Origin of the sequence: Pseudonocardia endophytica (assembly GCF_004339565.1) — a bacterium.
GTDB lineage: Bacteria > Actinomycetota > Actinomycetes > Mycobacteriales > Pseudonocardiaceae > Pseudonocardia > Pseudonocardia endophytica.
Genome location: NZ_SMFZ01000001.1, coordinates 2,274,108 through 2,289,585 on the forward strand (window position 1 = coordinate 2,274,108; position 15,478 = coordinate 2,289,585).

14 protein-coding genes are annotated in these 15,478 nt (G+C 73.4%); 7 read left to right on the plus strand and 7 right to left on the minus strand.

Annotated elements, in window-relative coordinates:
• Positions 1-3: 3 nt before the first annotated feature.
• A complete protein-coding gene (locus EV378_RS10200) occupies positions 4-2,202 on the minus strand; it encodes a Nal1-like putative serine protease (protein WP_132423133.1) in 2,199 nt (732 codons plus the stop codon).
• A gap of 301 nt (positions 2,203-2,503) precedes the next feature.
• Entirely contained in the window at positions 2,504-3,187 is a 684-nt protein-coding gene (locus EV378_RS10205; protein WP_132423136.1) for a TetR/AcrR family transcriptional regulator, read from the minus strand.
• A 57-nt stretch (positions 3,188-3,244) separates the two neighbouring features.
• On the opposite strand from EV378_RS10205, the gene EV378_RS10210 reads away from it, so the two are divergent.
• Entirely contained in the window at positions 3,245-3,595 is a 351-nt protein-coding gene (locus tag EV378_RS10210; RefSeq protein ID WP_132423139.1) for a hypothetical protein, read from the plus strand.
• Between the two features lie 155 nt (positions 3,596-3,750).
• Here EV378_RS10210 and EV378_RS10215 read toward each other — a convergent pair whose 3' ends face one another.
• Entirely contained in the window at positions 3,751-4,629 is an 879-nt protein-coding gene (locus tag EV378_RS10215) for a siderophore-interacting protein (RefSeq protein WP_132423142.1), read from the minus strand.
• A 4-nt stretch (positions 4,630-4,633) separates the two neighbouring features.
• The gene (locus EV378_RS10220) at positions 4,634-5,638 is read right to left on the minus strand and encodes an ABC transporter substrate-binding protein (RefSeq protein ID WP_165922222.1); all 1,005 of its coding nucleotides are present in this window, start codon (positions 5,636-5,638) and stop codon (positions 4,634-4,636) included.
• A 71-nt stretch (positions 5,639-5,709) separates the two neighbouring features.
• Here EV378_RS10220 and EV378_RS10225 point away from each other — a divergent pair, with 71 nt between their 5' ends.
• Both EV378_RS10225 and EV378_RS10230 read left to right on the plus strand, forming a co-directional pair.
• Complete coding sequence (locus tag EV378_RS10225; RefSeq protein ID WP_243653373.1) at positions 5,710-7,398, plus strand: ABC transporter transmembrane domain-containing protein; 1,689 nt, start codon at positions 5,710-5,712, stop codon at positions 7,396-7,398.
• The gene (locus EV378_RS10230) at positions 7,395-9,149 is read left to right on the plus strand and encodes an ABC transporter ATP-binding protein (protein ID WP_132423148.1); all 1,755 of its coding nucleotides are present in this window, start codon (positions 7,395-7,397) and stop codon (positions 9,147-9,149) included. The genes EV378_RS10225 and EV378_RS10230 overlap by 4 nt, the downstream gene beginning before the upstream one ends.
• Positions 9,150-9,310: 161 nt before the next feature.
• Here EV378_RS10230 and EV378_RS10235 read toward each other — a convergent pair whose 3' ends face one another.
• Positions 9,311-9,523 (minus strand): hypothetical protein, encoded by a 213-nt coding sequence (locus tag EV378_RS10235; protein ID WP_132423151.1) that lies wholly within the window; start codon positions 9,521-9,523, stop codon positions 9,311-9,313.
• A gap of 303 nt (positions 9,524-9,826) precedes the next feature.
• Between EV378_RS10235 and EV378_RS35285 the strand changes: the two genes are divergently transcribed.
• Positions 9,827-9,994: a hypothetical protein gene (locus tag EV378_RS35285; RefSeq protein ID WP_165922223.1), complete on the plus strand. Its 168-nt coding sequence runs from the start codon at positions 9,827-9,829 to the stop codon at positions 9,992-9,994.
• Between the two features lie 110 nt (positions 9,995-10,104).
• On the opposite strand, the gene EV378_RS10240 is transcribed toward EV378_RS35285, so the two are convergent.
• On the minus strand, positions 10,105-10,692 hold the full coding sequence (locus EV378_RS10240) for an Asp23/Gls24 family envelope stress response protein (protein WP_132423154.1): 588 nt from the start codon (positions 10,690-10,692) through the stop codon (positions 10,105-10,107).
• Positions 10,689-11,282, minus strand: a complete 594-nt coding sequence (locus tag EV378_RS10245; RefSeq protein WP_243653374.1) for an RNA polymerase sigma factor — start codon at positions 11,280-11,282, stop codon at positions 10,689-10,691. Before EV378_RS10245 ends, EV378_RS10240 begins: the two co-directional genes overlap by 4 nt.
• A 967-nt stretch (positions 11,283-12,249) precedes the next feature.
• On the opposite strand from EV378_RS10245, the gene EV378_RS10250 reads away from it, so the two are divergent.
• Genes EV378_RS10250 through EV378_RS10260 form a run of 3 tightly spaced genes read left to right on the plus strand, consistent with a single transcriptional unit; the run spans position 12,250 to position 15,460 of the window.
• A complete protein-coding gene (locus EV378_RS10250; protein WP_132423157.1) occupies positions 12,250-13,341 on the plus strand; it encodes a LacI family DNA-binding transcriptional regulator in 1,092 nt (363 codons plus the stop codon).
• Positions 13,338-14,543, plus strand: a complete 1,206-nt coding sequence (locus EV378_RS10255; protein WP_132423160.1) for a CaiB/BaiF CoA transferase family protein — start codon at positions 13,338-13,340, stop codon at positions 14,541-14,543. Before EV378_RS10250 ends, EV378_RS10255 begins: the two co-directional genes overlap by 4 nt.
• Positions 14,543-15,460 carry an HpcH/HpaI aldolase/citrate lyase family protein gene (locus EV378_RS10260; RefSeq protein WP_132423163.1) on the plus strand — a complete coding sequence of 306 codons (918 nt, stop codon included), beginning with the start codon at positions 14,543-14,545 and terminating at the stop codon, positions 15,458-15,460. The genes EV378_RS10255 and EV378_RS10260 overlap by 1 nt, the downstream gene beginning before the upstream one ends.
• Positions 15,461-15,478 lie beyond the last annotated feature (18 nt).

Genomic DNA, 15,478 nt, shown 5'->3' on the forward strand with positions numbered 1-15,478 from the left:
CCGCTACCAGTCCTTCACGTGGTCGGGCAGGTACACCGACGGGGCGAACTCCGGGTCCATGTAGAGCTTCTCCAGCACGTCGGGGTCCACGGCCTTCGCCGCGGGCGCCTTCGCCCCGGCCTCCTTCCACGCGCTGCTCCAGAGCATGGCGAGCGTGCGGCAGCCGTCGGCGATGCAGGCGATCGTCGGCTCCCCGACGAGCGCCCACAGCTCGGTGCTGTGGCCGCGGATGTCGTCGCGGTCCGTGGTGACCCACGCGTCGAGCAGCTTCTCCGGCGGGAGCGTGCGGATCGTGCGTGCCATCAGTTCGACGACGGCGAGCGCCGCCTCACGATGGCCCGTGACCGTGTCCATCGGCCGGGCCCCCTTCAGGGCGTCCTCGAGCCCGGTCGCGAGCGCGGCCTGCTCGTCGGAGACCATCGCGGTCTCGTAGTCGGAGTGCACGCCCTTCTCCGACTCGTCACGCCCGTCGTGCCAGCGGGAGGTGTGCAGGGGCTGGCACGCGTCGCCGACGTAGTGCGCCATCACCCCGGCGGCGGCGAGCGCCCTCGGGGTGTCCCCGTCGGCCAGGGCGTCGACGACGATCCGGTAGAGCTGCGCCACCCGGAACGGCAGCAGTCCTCTGTGGTTCACGGCGACCGACTTCTCCGTGTAGAACGCGTCCCACGTGGACGGATCGACGGTCGCCGGGTCCTTGTCGAACATCGACATCAGCGTCGTCGGATCGGTGTCCGAGACCGGGTCGTCCATGTCCGCGAAGTGGTTCGGGCTCTCCTTCGGCCGGATCCACCCCTTCTTGCGCCGCTTCCACACCGTGTCCGGCACGTCGGCCAGCGGGTGGAACACGTCGGCGTCCCCGGTCTTGTAGCCGCCCGCGGCCAGCGTCGCGAGGTCGAACGAGATCCGGGTCCGGTTCGCGACGAAGTACTTCTTCAGCGCGGCGGGCTGGACGAGATCGCAGGCGAGCGCCCCGATCGTGTAGTGCCCGACCTCGCCCCAGTACAGCTCGGACGTCCCGTCCCCGCTCGTGACCGGCTCGACGTCCAGCGCCCGGCACGCCGTGCTGAGGAAGCTGACCAGCGCGTACGGGGTGGTCTCCGGCGTCGGGTCGGCGCCGGCGAACAGGTGCCCGCCCCACTGCAGGGCGAGCGGCCGCGCGGTCGGGACCGGATCGGTGGACCCGGTGTCGGCCGCGGGCTCGTCGAGCACCCAGAGCGTCCCGGAGTCGCCCGGCCGGGTCGGTGTCGTCGACTGACCCACCCGCGGGCCGACGACGGCGTCCGCCAGGTACTCGACGCCGGCGCGGGTCCGGTACCGGTAGTACAGCGCCGTGACCTCGCCGGTCATCGGTCCGGACGCCCCGCCGAACGCCCGCACCGGTTCGCCGAGCATCCCCAGGCTCAGGGTCTCCGGTCCGAGGTCGACCATCGGCCCGAGCTCGCCGACGCCGAAGATCTGCGTGGTCCACCGGCCGACGTCGTCGACCTCGATCAGCCCGGCGTCGACCGCGACCTCGGCCCGCCGTCCGGCGAGCCCCGGGTAGGCGTGCTCGAACGGCAGCCGGCCGACCGACTTCCCGGCCGCGACGCCGAGCCGGACCTCGTCGCCACCGACCATCGTCGTGACGACCTGGCCGGCCCGTCCCGCGACGTGCCGGTTGGTGAGCGCGTACGTCCGCAGGCCGTCGGTCACGACGCAGGCGATCGTCCCGGAGCGCTGGCCGCCCTGCACCGCCGCGAGGCACGCGTAGCCACCGCCGAACAGCGCGCTCGGGAAGCTCAGCGTGGCGGGCAGGCGCGCGGTGGCACCGGACGGCACGGGCGGGGCGTACACGACGCAGGTGGGCACCATCCGGCCGTCCGGGAGGTAGAGCCGCCGCGGCACCATCTCGTCGGGCGCGGCGTGGATCTCGTCGGCGTCCATCCACCTGTCGACGAACACCAGGACGCACGGCCAGGACCACGGGCGGACGCTCGAGTTCTGCAGGGTGCGGGGCGGCCGCTCGCCCGGCGGCAGTGCCAGCCGGTCGGCGAGCCGCATCGGGGCGTCCGCGTCGGAGCCCTCGTCCTCGGTGCGCACCAGATAGCGCCCGACCGCGGTCGCGACGACGTTCGGCTGGCGCAACAGATGGACGTGATAGGCGTCGCGGGCGTCCAGCAGGTCGGGCAACGACAATCCGGCGAACTCCGCCGCCGAATCCATCTGCGCGTCACGCCAATATCTCCGAGAATTCATCGGGCTCTCCAGCCTGACGCACATTTCCGGGGCACCTGAGTGGATCGCCCGGACGGCCGAGGACAATGCATTCCCGACCTATTCCGGCCGACGACGGAAAAGGTATCAGCGGCCGCGAGAAAAGAGACACGGCCGTCGTGGACTTCATGAAAATGAGGTAGCCGCGACGCGAGGCGACGTACGGGGGACGCCGCCTCGCGCCCACGCCACCTCGCCCCGGTCCGGGTCGACGCGCGGTCGACGACCGTACATCAGCCGAACGACGTGATCACGGGCCGCCGGGCGATCCCGGTCGGCGGGGGCGGTCCGGACCGGTGTCGAGCAGGCGGTGAAGGTCGACGGCGACGGGCGGCGGCAACGGCTCCCGGTGCGTCCGGTCGGCCCGCAGGGCGTCGAGGACGAACCCGACCAGGCGCCGGGACGCCGCCCGCGCCTCCTCCGCCGTGCCGGCCACCAGGCCTCGGTTCGCCAGCAGCAGCAGGACGAGGTCGTCGACGGTCACGTCGGCGCGCAGCAGCCCGGCCTCCTGCGCCCGGCGCACGAGCTCGGCCAGCCCGGACAGGGCCCGGTCGCGCTCCCGGCCGATGTCGATCGCGTCCGGGAACGCGGTCACGAACGCGGCGCAGAATCCGCGGTCGGCGGCCTGCATCGCACACAGCGTCGCGACGACATCCCGCAGGCCACGCCACGGGTCCGGGTCGGCCAGCGCGTCGTCGACGACGGCGACGCAGCGGGCGAACTGGTCCGCGAACACCTGCGTGACCAGCGCCTCCTTGGTCGGGAACCGCCGGTACAGCGTGGCGGCGCCGACGCCGGCCCGCCGGGCGACCGCAGTCATCGGGACGTCCAGGCCGCGGTCGGCGAACAGCGTGCGCGCGACGTCGACGATCCGGTCCCGGTTGCGGCGCGCGTCGGCCCGCAACGGCGGTAGGTGGGAGACCTCGGCACCCATCACTCTCACCTCCGCGAAAGTGGAAAGCCTACTCCACTTCGCGGCGTTGAACCGGGCATGATCACCGTGAACCGGCTCCCCCGTCGCCTCGTCGACGCCGTCAACTCCCGGGTGCTCGCCCTGCGCGACCATCCCCGCCTCGGACCGTGGGCCCGGCGTCGGTTCACGACCGTCACCTACACCGGACGACGCTCCGGGCGGACGTTCTCGCTCCCGGTCGGCTACCACCGCGACGGGGACGCCGTCACGATCACCGTGATGCTGCCGGACGCCAAGAAGTGGTGGCGCAACTTCCTCGGCGAGGGCGGTCCGATCACGCTCGACCTCGACGGTGGCCGTGACGGGCACGCCGTCGCCCGCCGGACCGCACGCGGGCAGGTCGAGGTGGCCGTCCGGCTGGAGGGCTGACGCGCGGCCCCGCCCACGCCAGGTCGGGGCCGGCGGGACGGGCACCGAACCATGACCGCTCCCGGCGCACGCGGCGTCGGCCCGGCGTCGCGGCGTCGCCCGCGACGACGATCAGGTCGACCCCGAGTCGGTGCCGACGGCGTCCGACCGAGCGGTCACTCGTGGTCGTGGTCGTGGTCGTGGTCGTCGTCCTCCTCGAAGTCGGCCACGCCGCGCTTCCAGTACCCCGTCACCTCGTGGTCGTCCGGGCCGAGCCCGAGCTCGTCACGGATCCAGCGGCGCAGCGGGCGGATGGCGCCCGCTTCCCCACCGACCCAGGCGAAGACCGTCGAGCCCTCCGGGATCTCGACCTGCCGCACCGCGTCGGCGAGTGCGTCGGACGACCCTGGCGGGACCGGACCGCGGTGCACCCATCGCACCGCGACGCCGTCCGGTCGGCCCAGCTCGATCTCCTCGGAGGAGTCGGCGACCTCGACGAACGCCCATCCGGCCGCGTCCGCCGGCAGCGCCTCCAGCCACCGCGCCATGGCAGGCAGGGCGGTGATGTCACCAGCGAGCAGGAACCGGTCGTAGCCGTCCGGGACGGCGAGTCCACCGGGCGGGCCGGCGACGTCGATCTCCTCGCCCACGGCGACCGTCTCCGCCCAGCCGGCGGCGAGCCCGCCGTCGTGCAGCACCAGATCGATGTCCAGCTCGCCGGAGTCCGGGTCGAACCGGCGCACGGTGTACTCCCGCGACCGTGGCATCGGGCGCGGCCAGCGGAGCATCTGACCGTTCGGCTCCGGCAGCCGCAACGTGCCGTCGGGGTCGGGGAAGATCAGGCGGACGTGCTCGGTCGGGCAGAAGCTGAGGAACCCGTCCAGTCCGGCTCCTCCGAGCGTGACCCGCACGATCGCCGACCCGATCCGCCGGGTGCGGCGCACGACCAGCCTGCGGATCCCGATCGGGTAGGACACCTTGGCGCATCCGGTCCGCCGGGCCCGCGCCTCGGCGACCCGGCCCCCGGGGTCCGAACGGTCGGTGGTGGTGGCCATCGGGTCATCCCTTCAACGCGGTCGAGATCTTCGGCGCGATCGTGCCGATCCCCCAGCGGATGCTGATCGGTGACGGGAACGCGATCGACTGGGCCGTCGCGGCGTCCAGCGGAACGTACCCGCCGCGCGCGACCACGGGCAGCGCCGTGAACGAGGGTGTGGCCTTCAGTCGCGCCAGCCCCGACGGCGGACCGGTCGCCAGCAGCACGTCGGCCTGCGCGAGCGTGAGCTGCTCGTAGGACAGCTTCGTCCGGCCCGGGATCCCGGACGCCGGCGTGCCGGCGATCGTCGGGGTCAGCGTGAGCCCGAGCCCGGACAGAAGCCCTGCCGAGGCGTCGTCGACCGAGTTGACCGCGTAGACGCCGTCCGGCGACGGGCCCACCAGCAGCCCGAACGTCCGGTCCGCGAACTCCGGGTGCTGCCCACGGGCGGCGGCGACGGCCGCGTTCGCGTCGTCGATCGAGCGCTTCGCCGCGTCCGGCACGCCGAGTGCCGTGCCGATCCGGGTCGTCGTGTCCTGCCAGGTGTCGGCGTTCGGCGCGTTCCGGTACCCGACGACGGGCGCGATACGGCTGAGATCGGCGTAGCTCTGCTCCAGGTTGTAGTCCTTGGTGGCCAGGATCACGTCCGGCTTCAGTGCGGCCACGGTCTCGATCGGGTCGGCTCGTGTCACGTCGAACAGCTCGGGCGCCGGTGCGGTCCCGAGCACCGCCTTCGTCCACGGCTCGATACCGCCGTCCGCGGTGGACACCGACGCCATCCCGACCGGCGTCACGCCCATGCCGAGCGCGACGTCGGCGTCGGTCCAGCTCATCGCCACGACCCGTAGCGGCTTCGCCGGGATCGTGGCCGGTCCGAGCTTGCCGTCGACGGTGACCGGAAACGCTCCCGCGGCTCCCGTCGCCCCCGCCTGCTCGGATCCGGACGAACCACACGCCGCCACCAGCGTCAGCGCGACGGCCACCGTCGCGACGGCGGCCCACCGGCCGCGGCCCTTGCCCCCCACCATGCCACTCCCCGTATGTTGCATCTCGTAATCGAACCTCAGGGGAGGCTTACCAACATGGGGGCCGGAGTCAAGTGACCGGGGAGGGTACGGTCCTGCGCGCGGCGATCGTGGGCCAGTGGCGCCGGGTCGTCCCGGCCTCCGCGCTCGCGATGGTCCACCAGGCCTGCGAAGCACTCGTCCCGGTCCTGATCGGGGTCGCCGTGGACGGCGCGATCGGGCGCCAGGACCCCGCGGCGCTGACCGGCGTGCTGGTCGGGTTCGTGGTGCTGTTCGCCGCCCTCACGGCGTCCATGCGCGGCGGCGGCCGGCTGGTCCGGCGCGCCACCCAGGGTGCCGGGCACGCGCTGCGAGTGCGGATCACCGAGCGCGCGCTGCACCCGCGGGGCGTCGACCGCGACGCACTCCCGACCGGAGAGGTGTTCTCCATCTCCACATCGGACGCGCAGCGCGTCGGCATGGTGAACGCGGCGGTGTGGACGTCCGCCGGCGCAGTGGCCGCGCTCGTGGTCGGCGCCGTCCTGCTGCTGGACGCGTCGGTGCTGCTCGGGGTCGTCGTCCTGGCCGGGATCGTCCCGGTCGTGGTCGCCACCTCGCTGCTGTCCGGGCCGCTCGTGCGGCGCAGTGCCACCGAGCAGGCGGCCGCCGCCCGTGCCGCGACGACGGCGACCGACCTGCTGTCCGGGCTGCGCGTGCTGGCGGGGCTCGGCGCGGAGACGGTCGCGGCCGCCCGCTATGCGGCGGTGAGTGCGGCGGCCCGGGATGCCGGGACGCGCGCCGCCGTGCTGATCGCGGTCCGCAGTGGACTGGTAACGGCCGTCACCGGGCTGTTCCTCGCCGTCGTCGCCGTGCTCGGCGGAAGCCTCGCGATCGACGGTTCGATCTCAGTCGGCGAGTTCGTCGCGGCGCTCGGACTGACCCAGTTCCTGCTCGGACCCCTGACGCGGATCATGACGGTCGGCGCGCAGGTGTCGCGGGCACGGGCATCGGCCGGACGGGTCGCGACGCTGCTCGACGCGCCGTTCGCGATCCGGCCCGGCACCGTCGACGACGCCGGTACGGCCCTGCGGATCCACGATCTGCGGACCGGCGTCGGGCCTCCCGTCGACCTCGAGGTCGCGCCCGGTGAGTCGGTCGGCGTGGTGCTCGGCACCCCCGGCGCGCCGGAGGCGCTGCTCGCCGTGCTCGGATGCGAGGCCGAGCCGCCGGACGGGCGGGTCCGGCTCGGCGGGACGGCGCTGGAGGCCCTCCACCCGGACGCCGTCCGCCGTGTCCTGCACGTGGCCCGGCACGACGCACCGCTGTTCACCGGCTCGATCCGGGACAACATCGCGTTCGGAGCGGACGGCCCCGACGCGGATCGGCGGGTCGCCGCCGCCGCGCACGCAGCGGACGCCGACCAGGTCGCCGCCGTCGTCCACGGTGGACTCGACGCGCCCGTCGGCGAACGCGGTCGGGCGTTGTCCGGCGGGCAGCGCCAGCGGGTCGCGCTGGCCAGGGCGCTCGCCACGAACGCCCCGGTGCTGGTCCTGCACGAACCGACGACCGCGGTCGACGCGCTGACCGAGACGGGCATCGCCGAGCGGCTCCACGAGCTGCGCCGCGGGCGGACGACGATCCTGATCACGACGAGCCCGATCCTGCTCGCCGCCGCCGACCGCGTCGTCCTCGTCGACGACGAGCACGACGGTGGCGTCGTCGAGGGCACCCACGCACGGCTGTCCGCCGAGCGACCGCGCTATCGGGAGCTGGTGCTGTCGTGACCGGGCTGCTGCCCACCGCGGGGTCTCGCGAGGTCCGGGCGGAGACCCGCCGCCTGCTCCGGAGCCGGCCGGGCCTTCTCACCGGGACGGTCGTCACGCTGGTGCCGGGCACGGTGTGTGGGCTGGCCGGACCGTGGGTGCTCGGCGCGATGGTCGACGTCGTGGTCGGCCACCGCGCGACGGGTGAGCTCGTCGGGCTCGCCGGGGTCCTGCTCGGCGCCGCCGTCGGCCAGGCGCTGCTGACCGGCGCCGGGAGCGCCCTGATGGCCCGGCTCGGCCAGGACCTCACGGCCGGGGTGCGGGAGAACGTCGTCGCCCGTGCGCTGGAGATCCCCGCACACGAGGTCGAGCGGGCCGGCACCGGCGACCTGGTCGCGCGGGTGTCCGGTGACGTCGAGTCCGTCAACGAGGCGGTCTCCGGCGTACTGCCGACGTTCGTCGAGGCGGGACTGACCATCGCGCTCACGCTCGCTGCGCTGCTCCTGCTGGACTGGCGATTCGCGCTCGCCGGGCTGACCGCCGTGCCGCTGCAGGTGATCGCCCTGCGCTGGTACCTGCGGACGGTCGTCCCGATCTCCCGGGCCGAGCGGGTCGCGGAGGGTGCGCGGGCGCAGCAGATCGTCGAGACGGTCGGCGGTGCCGCCACGGTGCGCGCCTACCGGCGCTCGGCCGAGCACACCGCGCTGGTCGCCGCGCGCTCCGACGAGGCCCGACAGCTGTCGATCCGGCTGGCCGCGGTGCAGCGCCGGTTCTTCGGCAAGCTCAACTACGGCGAGCTGACCGGTCTGTGTGCCATCGTCGCGGTCGGGTACTGGCTGGTCGGCGCCGGCGCGGCGACAACGGGGACGGCGGCCGCCGCCGCGCTGTACTTCCACCGGCTGTTCGACCCGTTCAACGCGCTGCTCGGCCTGTTCGACAACGCCCAGACCGCGGGGGCAGCCTTCGCCCGGCTCGTCGGCGTCGCCGCGATCGCGCCGCGCCCGGCGTCGGGGGCGGGCTCCGGACCTGTCGACGGCCGGGTCCGGGTACGGGACGTGTCCTTCCGGTACGCCCCGGGGCTCCCGGACGTGCTGGACGGGATCGATCTCGACGTACCCGACCGCGGTCGGGTGGCCGTCGTCGGTACCACGGGGGCCGGCAAGACGACGCTGGCCACGCTCGTCGCCGGCGTGCACCGGCCCGGCCGCGGCACCGTCGCGCTGGGCGGGACCGATGTCGCCGACCTCGACGGCACGACCCTGCGCCGCACCTGCGTCCTGCTGACCCAGGACGGCCACGTGTTCGCCGGGCCGCTGTCCGAGGACCTGCGGCTGGCCGCCCCGGACGCCACCGACGACGATCTCGAGCGGGCACTCGAGACGGCCGGGGCGCTGTCCTGGGCGCGCACGCTCCCGGACGGCATCCGCACCCGGGTCGGGGCGGGCGGCGTCGCCGTGAGCCCGACCCAGGCCCAGCAGATCGCGCTCGCCAGGGTGTTGCTGGCCGATCCGCGGATCGTCGTTCTCGACGAGGCCACCGCCGAGGCGGGCAGCGCGGGCGCCCGTGTCCTCGAGACGGCCTGCGAGCGGGTGCTCGTCGGCCGGACAGGACTCGTCGTCGCGCACCGGTTGAGCCAGGCCGCGGCGGCCGACCGGGTGGTCGTCCTGGAGCACGGCCGGACCGTCGAGTCCGGGCCGCCGGACGTACTGGCCCGGGGCCACGGTCCGTTCGCACGGCTCTGGTCGGCGTGGTCGGTCCATCGTTCGCCCTGACGTCACCCGGCCAGTAGCCGCCGCGGGTCGTCCACCGGTGCGCGCTCCGGGACGTCGTCGCCGATTCCCTTGTCCCGCGTCCGGGTCGGGTCTGTCCCGTGTGGGGCGGTGCTCGGTCGGCCGGGCCCGGGCTGGTTGGCGCGTCGTCGGCGGACTCGTGGTCAGGGTGGAAGTAGGTCGCTGAGGACCTCGAGACGGGCTCGCATGCGTGCGAGCGGTTCGGCCCCGTGGCCGTTCCAGGGGTGGTGGCGCTCGAGGTGGTCGCGGGCCAGCTCGCGGGCGGTGCTGAGCAGGAGGGCGCCGCCGCGGCGCTGCAGTTCGGCCTCGATCTGGGCGAGCACCCAGCTCAGCCGGTCCCGGTCGGGGTCGAGCATCGCGGTGACTCCGTCGTGGTCAGTCGCGGTGGGGCGTTCCGTCTCCGTGCAGGTGATCTACGTGGGATCGATGGGTGGATCAGTGTTCAGACGGCGGTCGATGAGGCGTTCTGGTGGTGGATCGGGCAGCGGGGGTCGATCAGCGGCTCGGTCACGGCTCCGACGCGGTAGCCGGCGTTGGCCAGCACCGAGCAGAGACATCCCTGTTGGCGAGCCGAGGCGCTGCCCACGGGTAGGGGACTCGGCGTTGCGGCAGCGGATTCGGGGGCGCCCGGCTCGCTCGTGGCGGGTGGTGTGTCAGCCATGACGGATCTCGCGGAGATGGCGACGTCCGGCCCGTTCGTGTCTGCGGTGGTCACGGAGCCGTTCCCACCTGATGATCAGTTCGTCCTCGGCGCCGGCGGCCCTGGTCAGACGCTCGGCGGTGAGGATGTCGTGCAGGATTGCGGCATCGTGCTCGTCCATACCTGATCTCCGTGTCGGGGGAGCGAACGGCCCACGGTGTGGTCCTGGATGTGTGACCCGACGAGGGAGCCGGTCGTCACGCCTCCGACGTTGTGGCGTAGCACACAGGGGTGTCGTCAGGTGAGGACGTCGTCGATGATCACGGTGACGGTCGCTGCGTGGAGACCGGTGGTTCGGTGGATGCGATCGGCGACGACGGTCCGGACGTGCTCGGCGAGCAGGGCGAGGTCGCGGCCGTAGTCGGCCGCGAGGGTGATCTCGATGGCGACGCTCTCGCCGACGACACCGATCGAGACCGGTGCACCGCTGGACGGGGGGTCGAGTGCGCGGCTCAGTGCGACCCGTACGCCGGGTACGGCCTGGGCACCGTGGCGTGCGGTGACCAGGATGACGCGGGCCGCAATCCGGGTCGTGCCTGCGGGGTCGGTCAGCAGCGCGTAGTCCGGTTCGGACAGGGCCCCGCGCAGGCGTTGCATGATCCGGTCGATACGTCCTTCGGGGGCGGCGATCTTCTGGGCCGCGAGTTGGCGCATCGGTGCCCACAGGCGTTCGTACTCGGCCAGTGCGGCCTGACAGTGCACGCAGTCGCTCTGATGGGCGTCGTACTGTCCGGCCTGCCCGGCGGCTACCTGGTCGAGCAGCGCGTCGGCGTGACGCCCGCACCGGAGCAGCTCGCCGGGGTCGGGCCCGTCCTGGATGCTCATGCCCAATCTCGCAGGGAGTAGAGGAGGTGGCGGCGTGCTCGGTGGAGCCGGCCCCGCACGGTCGCCGGCGTCACGTTCAGGATGCTGGCGACTTCCTGGTAGCGCATCTGCTCGATGTCGACGAGCACCACCACCGCGCGCTGGTCGGGCGGCAGTGCGCCGATCGCGGCCAGCGCGGCCAGCGCGGCCTGCTTCGCCTCGGCCTCGGCATCGGCGCCGGCGATCGGGACATCCGGGTTCTGCAGCGGTTCGTGTTCCGGACGTCGCTCGATCAGATTGATGCAGCGGTTGACGACTACCCGGTAGAGCCAGGTGGTGAATCGGCTGTTCCCGGAGAACCCGGTCAGTGTCGTCCACAGCGACAGCACCACGTCCTGGGCGATGTCGTCGGCGTCGTGCGGGTTGCCGATCATCCGGAGCGCGATGCGGTAGATGCGGTCACGGTGGCGCCGCACGAGCTCTTCGTAGGCGTCGCTGTCGCCGCGGCGGATCTTGCCGATCAGCCACTCGTCCGCGGCGGCGTCGAGGCTCCCCGGCTCCGTTCTCTCCGACTGTGGGCTCACGGCATCATCCGGAAGCGCGAGGACCACGGTGCAGCGGGCGTGGCCCGGTCAGAGCTCGATCCTCGACCGCCTCCCGCTGCCTCGACATGACCGACATCTCGTGCGTCGAGCCCCGCCCCCGCCGTGGGGCGAGCACGCTCGCAACGACGCACGCCAGATCACCCCCCTACCCCCGGTGACGCCCGGCCGGGACCCGCCCCCGCAGGCCCCGGCCATCAGGGCCGCGGCCGCTCCCCGAGGACCGCGGGACGCCGTGTTCCCCGACGCCCTGACATCTGTTGGACACACGCACGGTCCCGTCGTCACGTCTCTGTTCCTGTGGTCTCGCCCACTCGGCCGGCCGGGCTGACGAGACCGATCCCGCACGGTCTCCAGACCGTCGACCGCCTGAGGGCGTGCGTGGCGCGCGGCCGGACCAGGCACCACGCCGGGGCGTCTCCGCTACCTGTGCCGGCGACCTGGGTCCTCGTCCGGCCCCCAAGCGGGACGAGGATCCAGGCTCCACAAGCTGGGCCGCCTTCTCCCCAAGCGCGAAAGCCCAGCTGGTGACGGCTCGGCCGTCCGGAACGGACCGCGGCGCCGCACCTGTCACTCAACACGCCGACGAGCTGTCCGCCCTGCTCGAACGGGCCGTCGTCGCGTTGTTGTGACCCAAAGTCATCCGAGCAGGTGACAGGACACGGAGCCGCCTGGTCCGCCACCGTCGCACCCCGTTCACACGTGTCGCACCCCGTCTCGGCGTGCCGCACCTGGTGCGACGGATGCGGCACGCCGAAGCGGGGTGCGGCACCGACCGGCCGGGCCTGGCGCTGCGGCACCGACCGGCCGGGCCGGGGCTCCGTCCGGCAGCTCCGGTACTGCGCCGGCCACCGGAGCGACCGGCAGAGGCCTGGTCCACCAGATGGAGCGTTGACTCTCGGCCGCACCGCGTGCTTGCCTGAGAACACCGACGATGTAAGCCTTTACATCCCGCCTCGGTACGCGAAGGAGCGCCATGGCCCGCACGCGCCGGTCCTCGGTCGGCATCGTCGACCTGGCCCGTGAGCTCGGAGTCTCCACCGCGACGGTCTCCCGCGCGCTGAACGGCAGCTCCGCCGTGCGGCCGGACGTCGCGGAACGGGTGCGGGCGCACGCCACGGAGCGCGGGTACCTGGCGAACCGGCTGGCCAGCGCGCTGTCGGCGAACACGAGCCGTGCGTTCGTCGGGTTCGTCATCCCGTACGTGGACACGCCCGCGTACTCCGCGGTCGCGGCCGAGTGCGCGCGGCTGCTGTCCGCGGGCGGCACCCAGATGATCCTGACGATCACCGAGAACGACCCCGACCGCGAGCTTCAGCAGGTCCGCGAGCTGGTGGCCAGCCGGATCGCCGGGCTGGTGATCTCCCCGAGCACGTTCGTGCTGCCGGAGACGCGCCGCCTGCTCGCGTCGATCCCGTCCGTGGAGCTGCACCGCTCGGCCGACCTGGGCGGGCCGGGCGTGTTCGCCGACGACGCCACCGCGATGACCGAGGCCATCGCCCATCTTGCCGGGCTCGGGCACACGGAGATCGCGTACGTCGGCACGCCGCGGGCACTGTCGAACGGCGCGACGCGGTTGCGGGGCGTCCGGGAGGGCATGACCCGGGCCGACCTCGACCCGGATGCGCTGCACGTCCGGCTCGTCGAACCGACGCGGTCGAACGGGCGTGCGGCGGCCGCCGAGTTGCTGCGGGGCCCGGCGACGGCGCTGCTCGGTGGCGGCGGGTCGCTGTCGGTCGGGGTGGCCGAGGCGGCGCACGCGTCCGGGCGCCGGATCCCGGACGACCTCTCGCTCGTCGTCTACGGCGACCCGGCGTGGTTCACGTTGAGCGACCCGCCGTTGACGATCGTCGAGGCCGACTACGCCGAGCTGGCCCGACGCGCGGCGGGCCTGCTGCTCGACGAGCTGGAGACCCCGGGCGAGGCCGGACCGGTGCTGGTGCCCGCGTGTCTGCGGATCGCCGGCTCTACCAGCGCGCCACGGGACGCCGCCGCGCCGCCGAGGGCCGGCGCGCGCCACCCGGACACCGGCCCAGAGCAGGACACCCACCGGGAAGGAGAACGATGAGCACGCCACACGCCGGCCCGTTGGCAGGCCTCCGGGTGATCGACGCCGCCTCGCTGGCCGCGGGGCCGCTGGTCGCCACCTGGCTCGGCGAGCACGGCGCCGAAGTGATCAAGGTCGAGCAGCCAGGTCCCGGCGACCCGATCCGGCAGTGGGGCGCGCAGCGCGACGGCGTCGGTCTCATGTGGAAGAGCCTGGGACGCAACAAGAAGTCCGTGACGCTCAACCTGCGCGAGCAGGCCGGGCGCGACCTGCTGCGCCGGCTGACCGACACCGCCGACGTGGTCGTGATGAACCTGCGTCCGTCCACGTTGGAGCGGTGGGGCCTTGACCACGCGGCGCTGTCGTCCTCGAACCCGGGGCTGGTGATGGTGCACGTCACCGGCTACGGGGCGGGCGGGCCGAAGGCGGACCGGCCGGGTTTCGGGACGCTCGGCGAGGCGATGAGCGGGTTCGCTCACGTCACCGGTGAGCCGGACGGCCCGCCGACGCTGCCGTCGTTCATGCTCGCCGACGGCGTCGCGGCCCTGAATGCGACGTTCGCCGTGATGATGGCGCTCTACCACCGCGACGTCCACGCCTGCCCGGGCCAGCTGATCGACGTCAACCTGATCGAGCCGCTGACCCGGCTCATCGAGCAGCCGCTGCTCACCTACGACCAGCTGGGCACCGTCCCGGGCCGCACCGGCAACCGGTGGGACATCTCGGCCCCGCGCAACACCTACCGGACGAAGGACGGGCACTGGCTCGCCATGTCCGGCAGCGCCCCGTCGATCGCGATGCGGGCCCTGCGCGCCGTCGGGCGGGCCGACCTGACGACCGACCCGCGGTTCGCCGAGGCCCAGCAACGCCTGAAGAACGCCGAGCTGGTCGACTCCGTCGTCGCGGAGTGGGTCGCCGAACGCACGCTCGACGACGCGATGACGGTGTTCGAGGAGGCCGAGGTCGCCGCCGCGCCGGTGTACACGGCCGAGCAACTGCGGGCCGACGAGCATCTGGAGGCGCGCGGCACGTTCGTGACCGTGCCCGACCCGGACCTCGGCGAGATGACCGTGCAGGGGCCGGTCCCCCGGTTCTCGCACACGCCGGGCCGCGTCGACCACCTCGGCGCCGGCATCGGCGAGCACAACGACGAGATCTACGGCGGCCTGCTCGGTCTCTCCACCGAGGAGCGGGACGCCCTGCGCACCGAGGGGATCATCTGATGGCCCGCCCGCCCCGCCCCCGTCGCTCCGAGCTGGCCACCCCGGCCAGCAACGAGCGCATGTTCGCCAAGGCCGCCGCGTCCGGGGCGGACATGGTGTTCCTCGACCTGGAGGACGCCTGCGCACCCGCCGAGCGCGAGTCGGCCCGCGGCAAGGCCGCGAAGGCGCTGCGCGAGCTGGACTGGGGGCGCACCACCCGCGCGATCCGGATGAACGGTGTGGACACCCGCTGGGCGTACGGCGACGTGATCGACGTCGTCACGGACGCCCGCGAGGCGCTCCAGACGATCATCGTCCCGAAGGTCCGGCACGCCCGCGACGTCTGGTGGGTGGACACCCTGCTCACCCAGGTCGAGGAATGGATCGACCTGCCGCGCAAGGGCATCGCGCTCGAGGTGTTGATCGAGGAGACGGAGGGCCTTGAGAACGTCGGCGAGATCGCCCGGTCCTCGGACCGGCTGGAGGCGATCATCTTCGGAGCCGGCGACTTCTCCGCGTCCCAGGGCGCCCGCGTCGACACGAACTTCGACCCGGTCGTCCCGTACCCCGGCGACCTCTGGCACTACGCGCGGTCCCGGATCGTCGTCGCCGCCCGCTCGGCCGGTGTGGACGCGATCGACGCACCGTTCCCGAACTACAGGACCCCGGACGCCTACCGCACGGCCTGCGACCAGGCCGCGGCCATGGGCTACTCCGGCAAGTGGGCCATCCATCCGTCCCAGGTGGACATCGCGAACGACGCGTTCGCCCCGACGTCCGACGAGATCGCGCACGCGCGCCGCGTCGTCGCCGCCTACCGCGACGCCGAGGCGAACGGGCTGGGCGCCACCGGACTCGACGGGATGCTCGTCGACGCCGCCCACCTGCGCCACGCCGCGACCGTCGCGGCCACCGCCGATCTGCTCGGCCTCAGCTGACGATCCACAGGAGAACCG

Coding starts and splice junctions, on each gene's coding strand:
- EV378_RS10200 (WP_132423133.1), bottom strand. CDS start 2,202: ATGGATTCGGCGGCGGAGTTCGCCGGATTGTCGTTGCCCGACCTGCTG.
- EV378_RS10205 (WP_132423136.1), bottom strand. CDS start 3,187: ATGGGTGCCGAGGTCTCCCACCTACCGCCGTTGCGGGCCGACGCGCGC.
- EV378_RS10210 (WP_132423139.1), top strand. CDS start 3,245: ATGATCACCGTGAACCGGCTCCCCCGTCGCCTCGTCGACGCCGTCAAC.
- EV378_RS10215 (WP_132423142.1), bottom strand. CDS start 4,629: ATGGCCACCACCACCGACCGTTCGGACCCCGGGGGCCGGGTCGCCGAG.
- EV378_RS10220 (WP_165922222.1), bottom strand. CDS start 5,638: ATGGTGGGGGGCAAGGGCCGCGGCCGGTGGGCCGCCGTCGCGACGGTG.
- EV378_RS10235 (WP_132423151.1), bottom strand. CDS start 9,523: ATGCTCGACCCCGACCGGGACCGGCTGAGCTGGGTGCTCGCCCAGATC.
- EV378_RS35285 (WP_165922223.1), top strand. CDS start 9,827: ATGACGGATCTCGCGGAGATGGCGACGTCCGGCCCGTTCGTGTCTGCG.
- EV378_RS10240 (WP_132423154.1), bottom strand. CDS start 10,692: ATGAGCATCCAGGACGGGCCCGACCCCGGCGAGCTGCTCCGGTGCGGG.
- EV378_RS10250 (WP_132423157.1), top strand. CDS start 12,250: ATGGCCCGCACGCGCCGGTCCTCGGTCGGCATCGTCGACCTGGCCCGT.
- EV378_RS10255 (WP_132423160.1), top strand. CDS start 13,338: ATGAGCACGCCACACGCCGGCCCGTTGGCAGGCCTCCGGGTGATCGAC.
- EV378_RS10260 (WP_132423163.1), top strand. CDS start 14,543: ATGGCCCGCCCGCCCCGCCCCCGTCGCTCCGAGCTGGCCACCCCGGCC.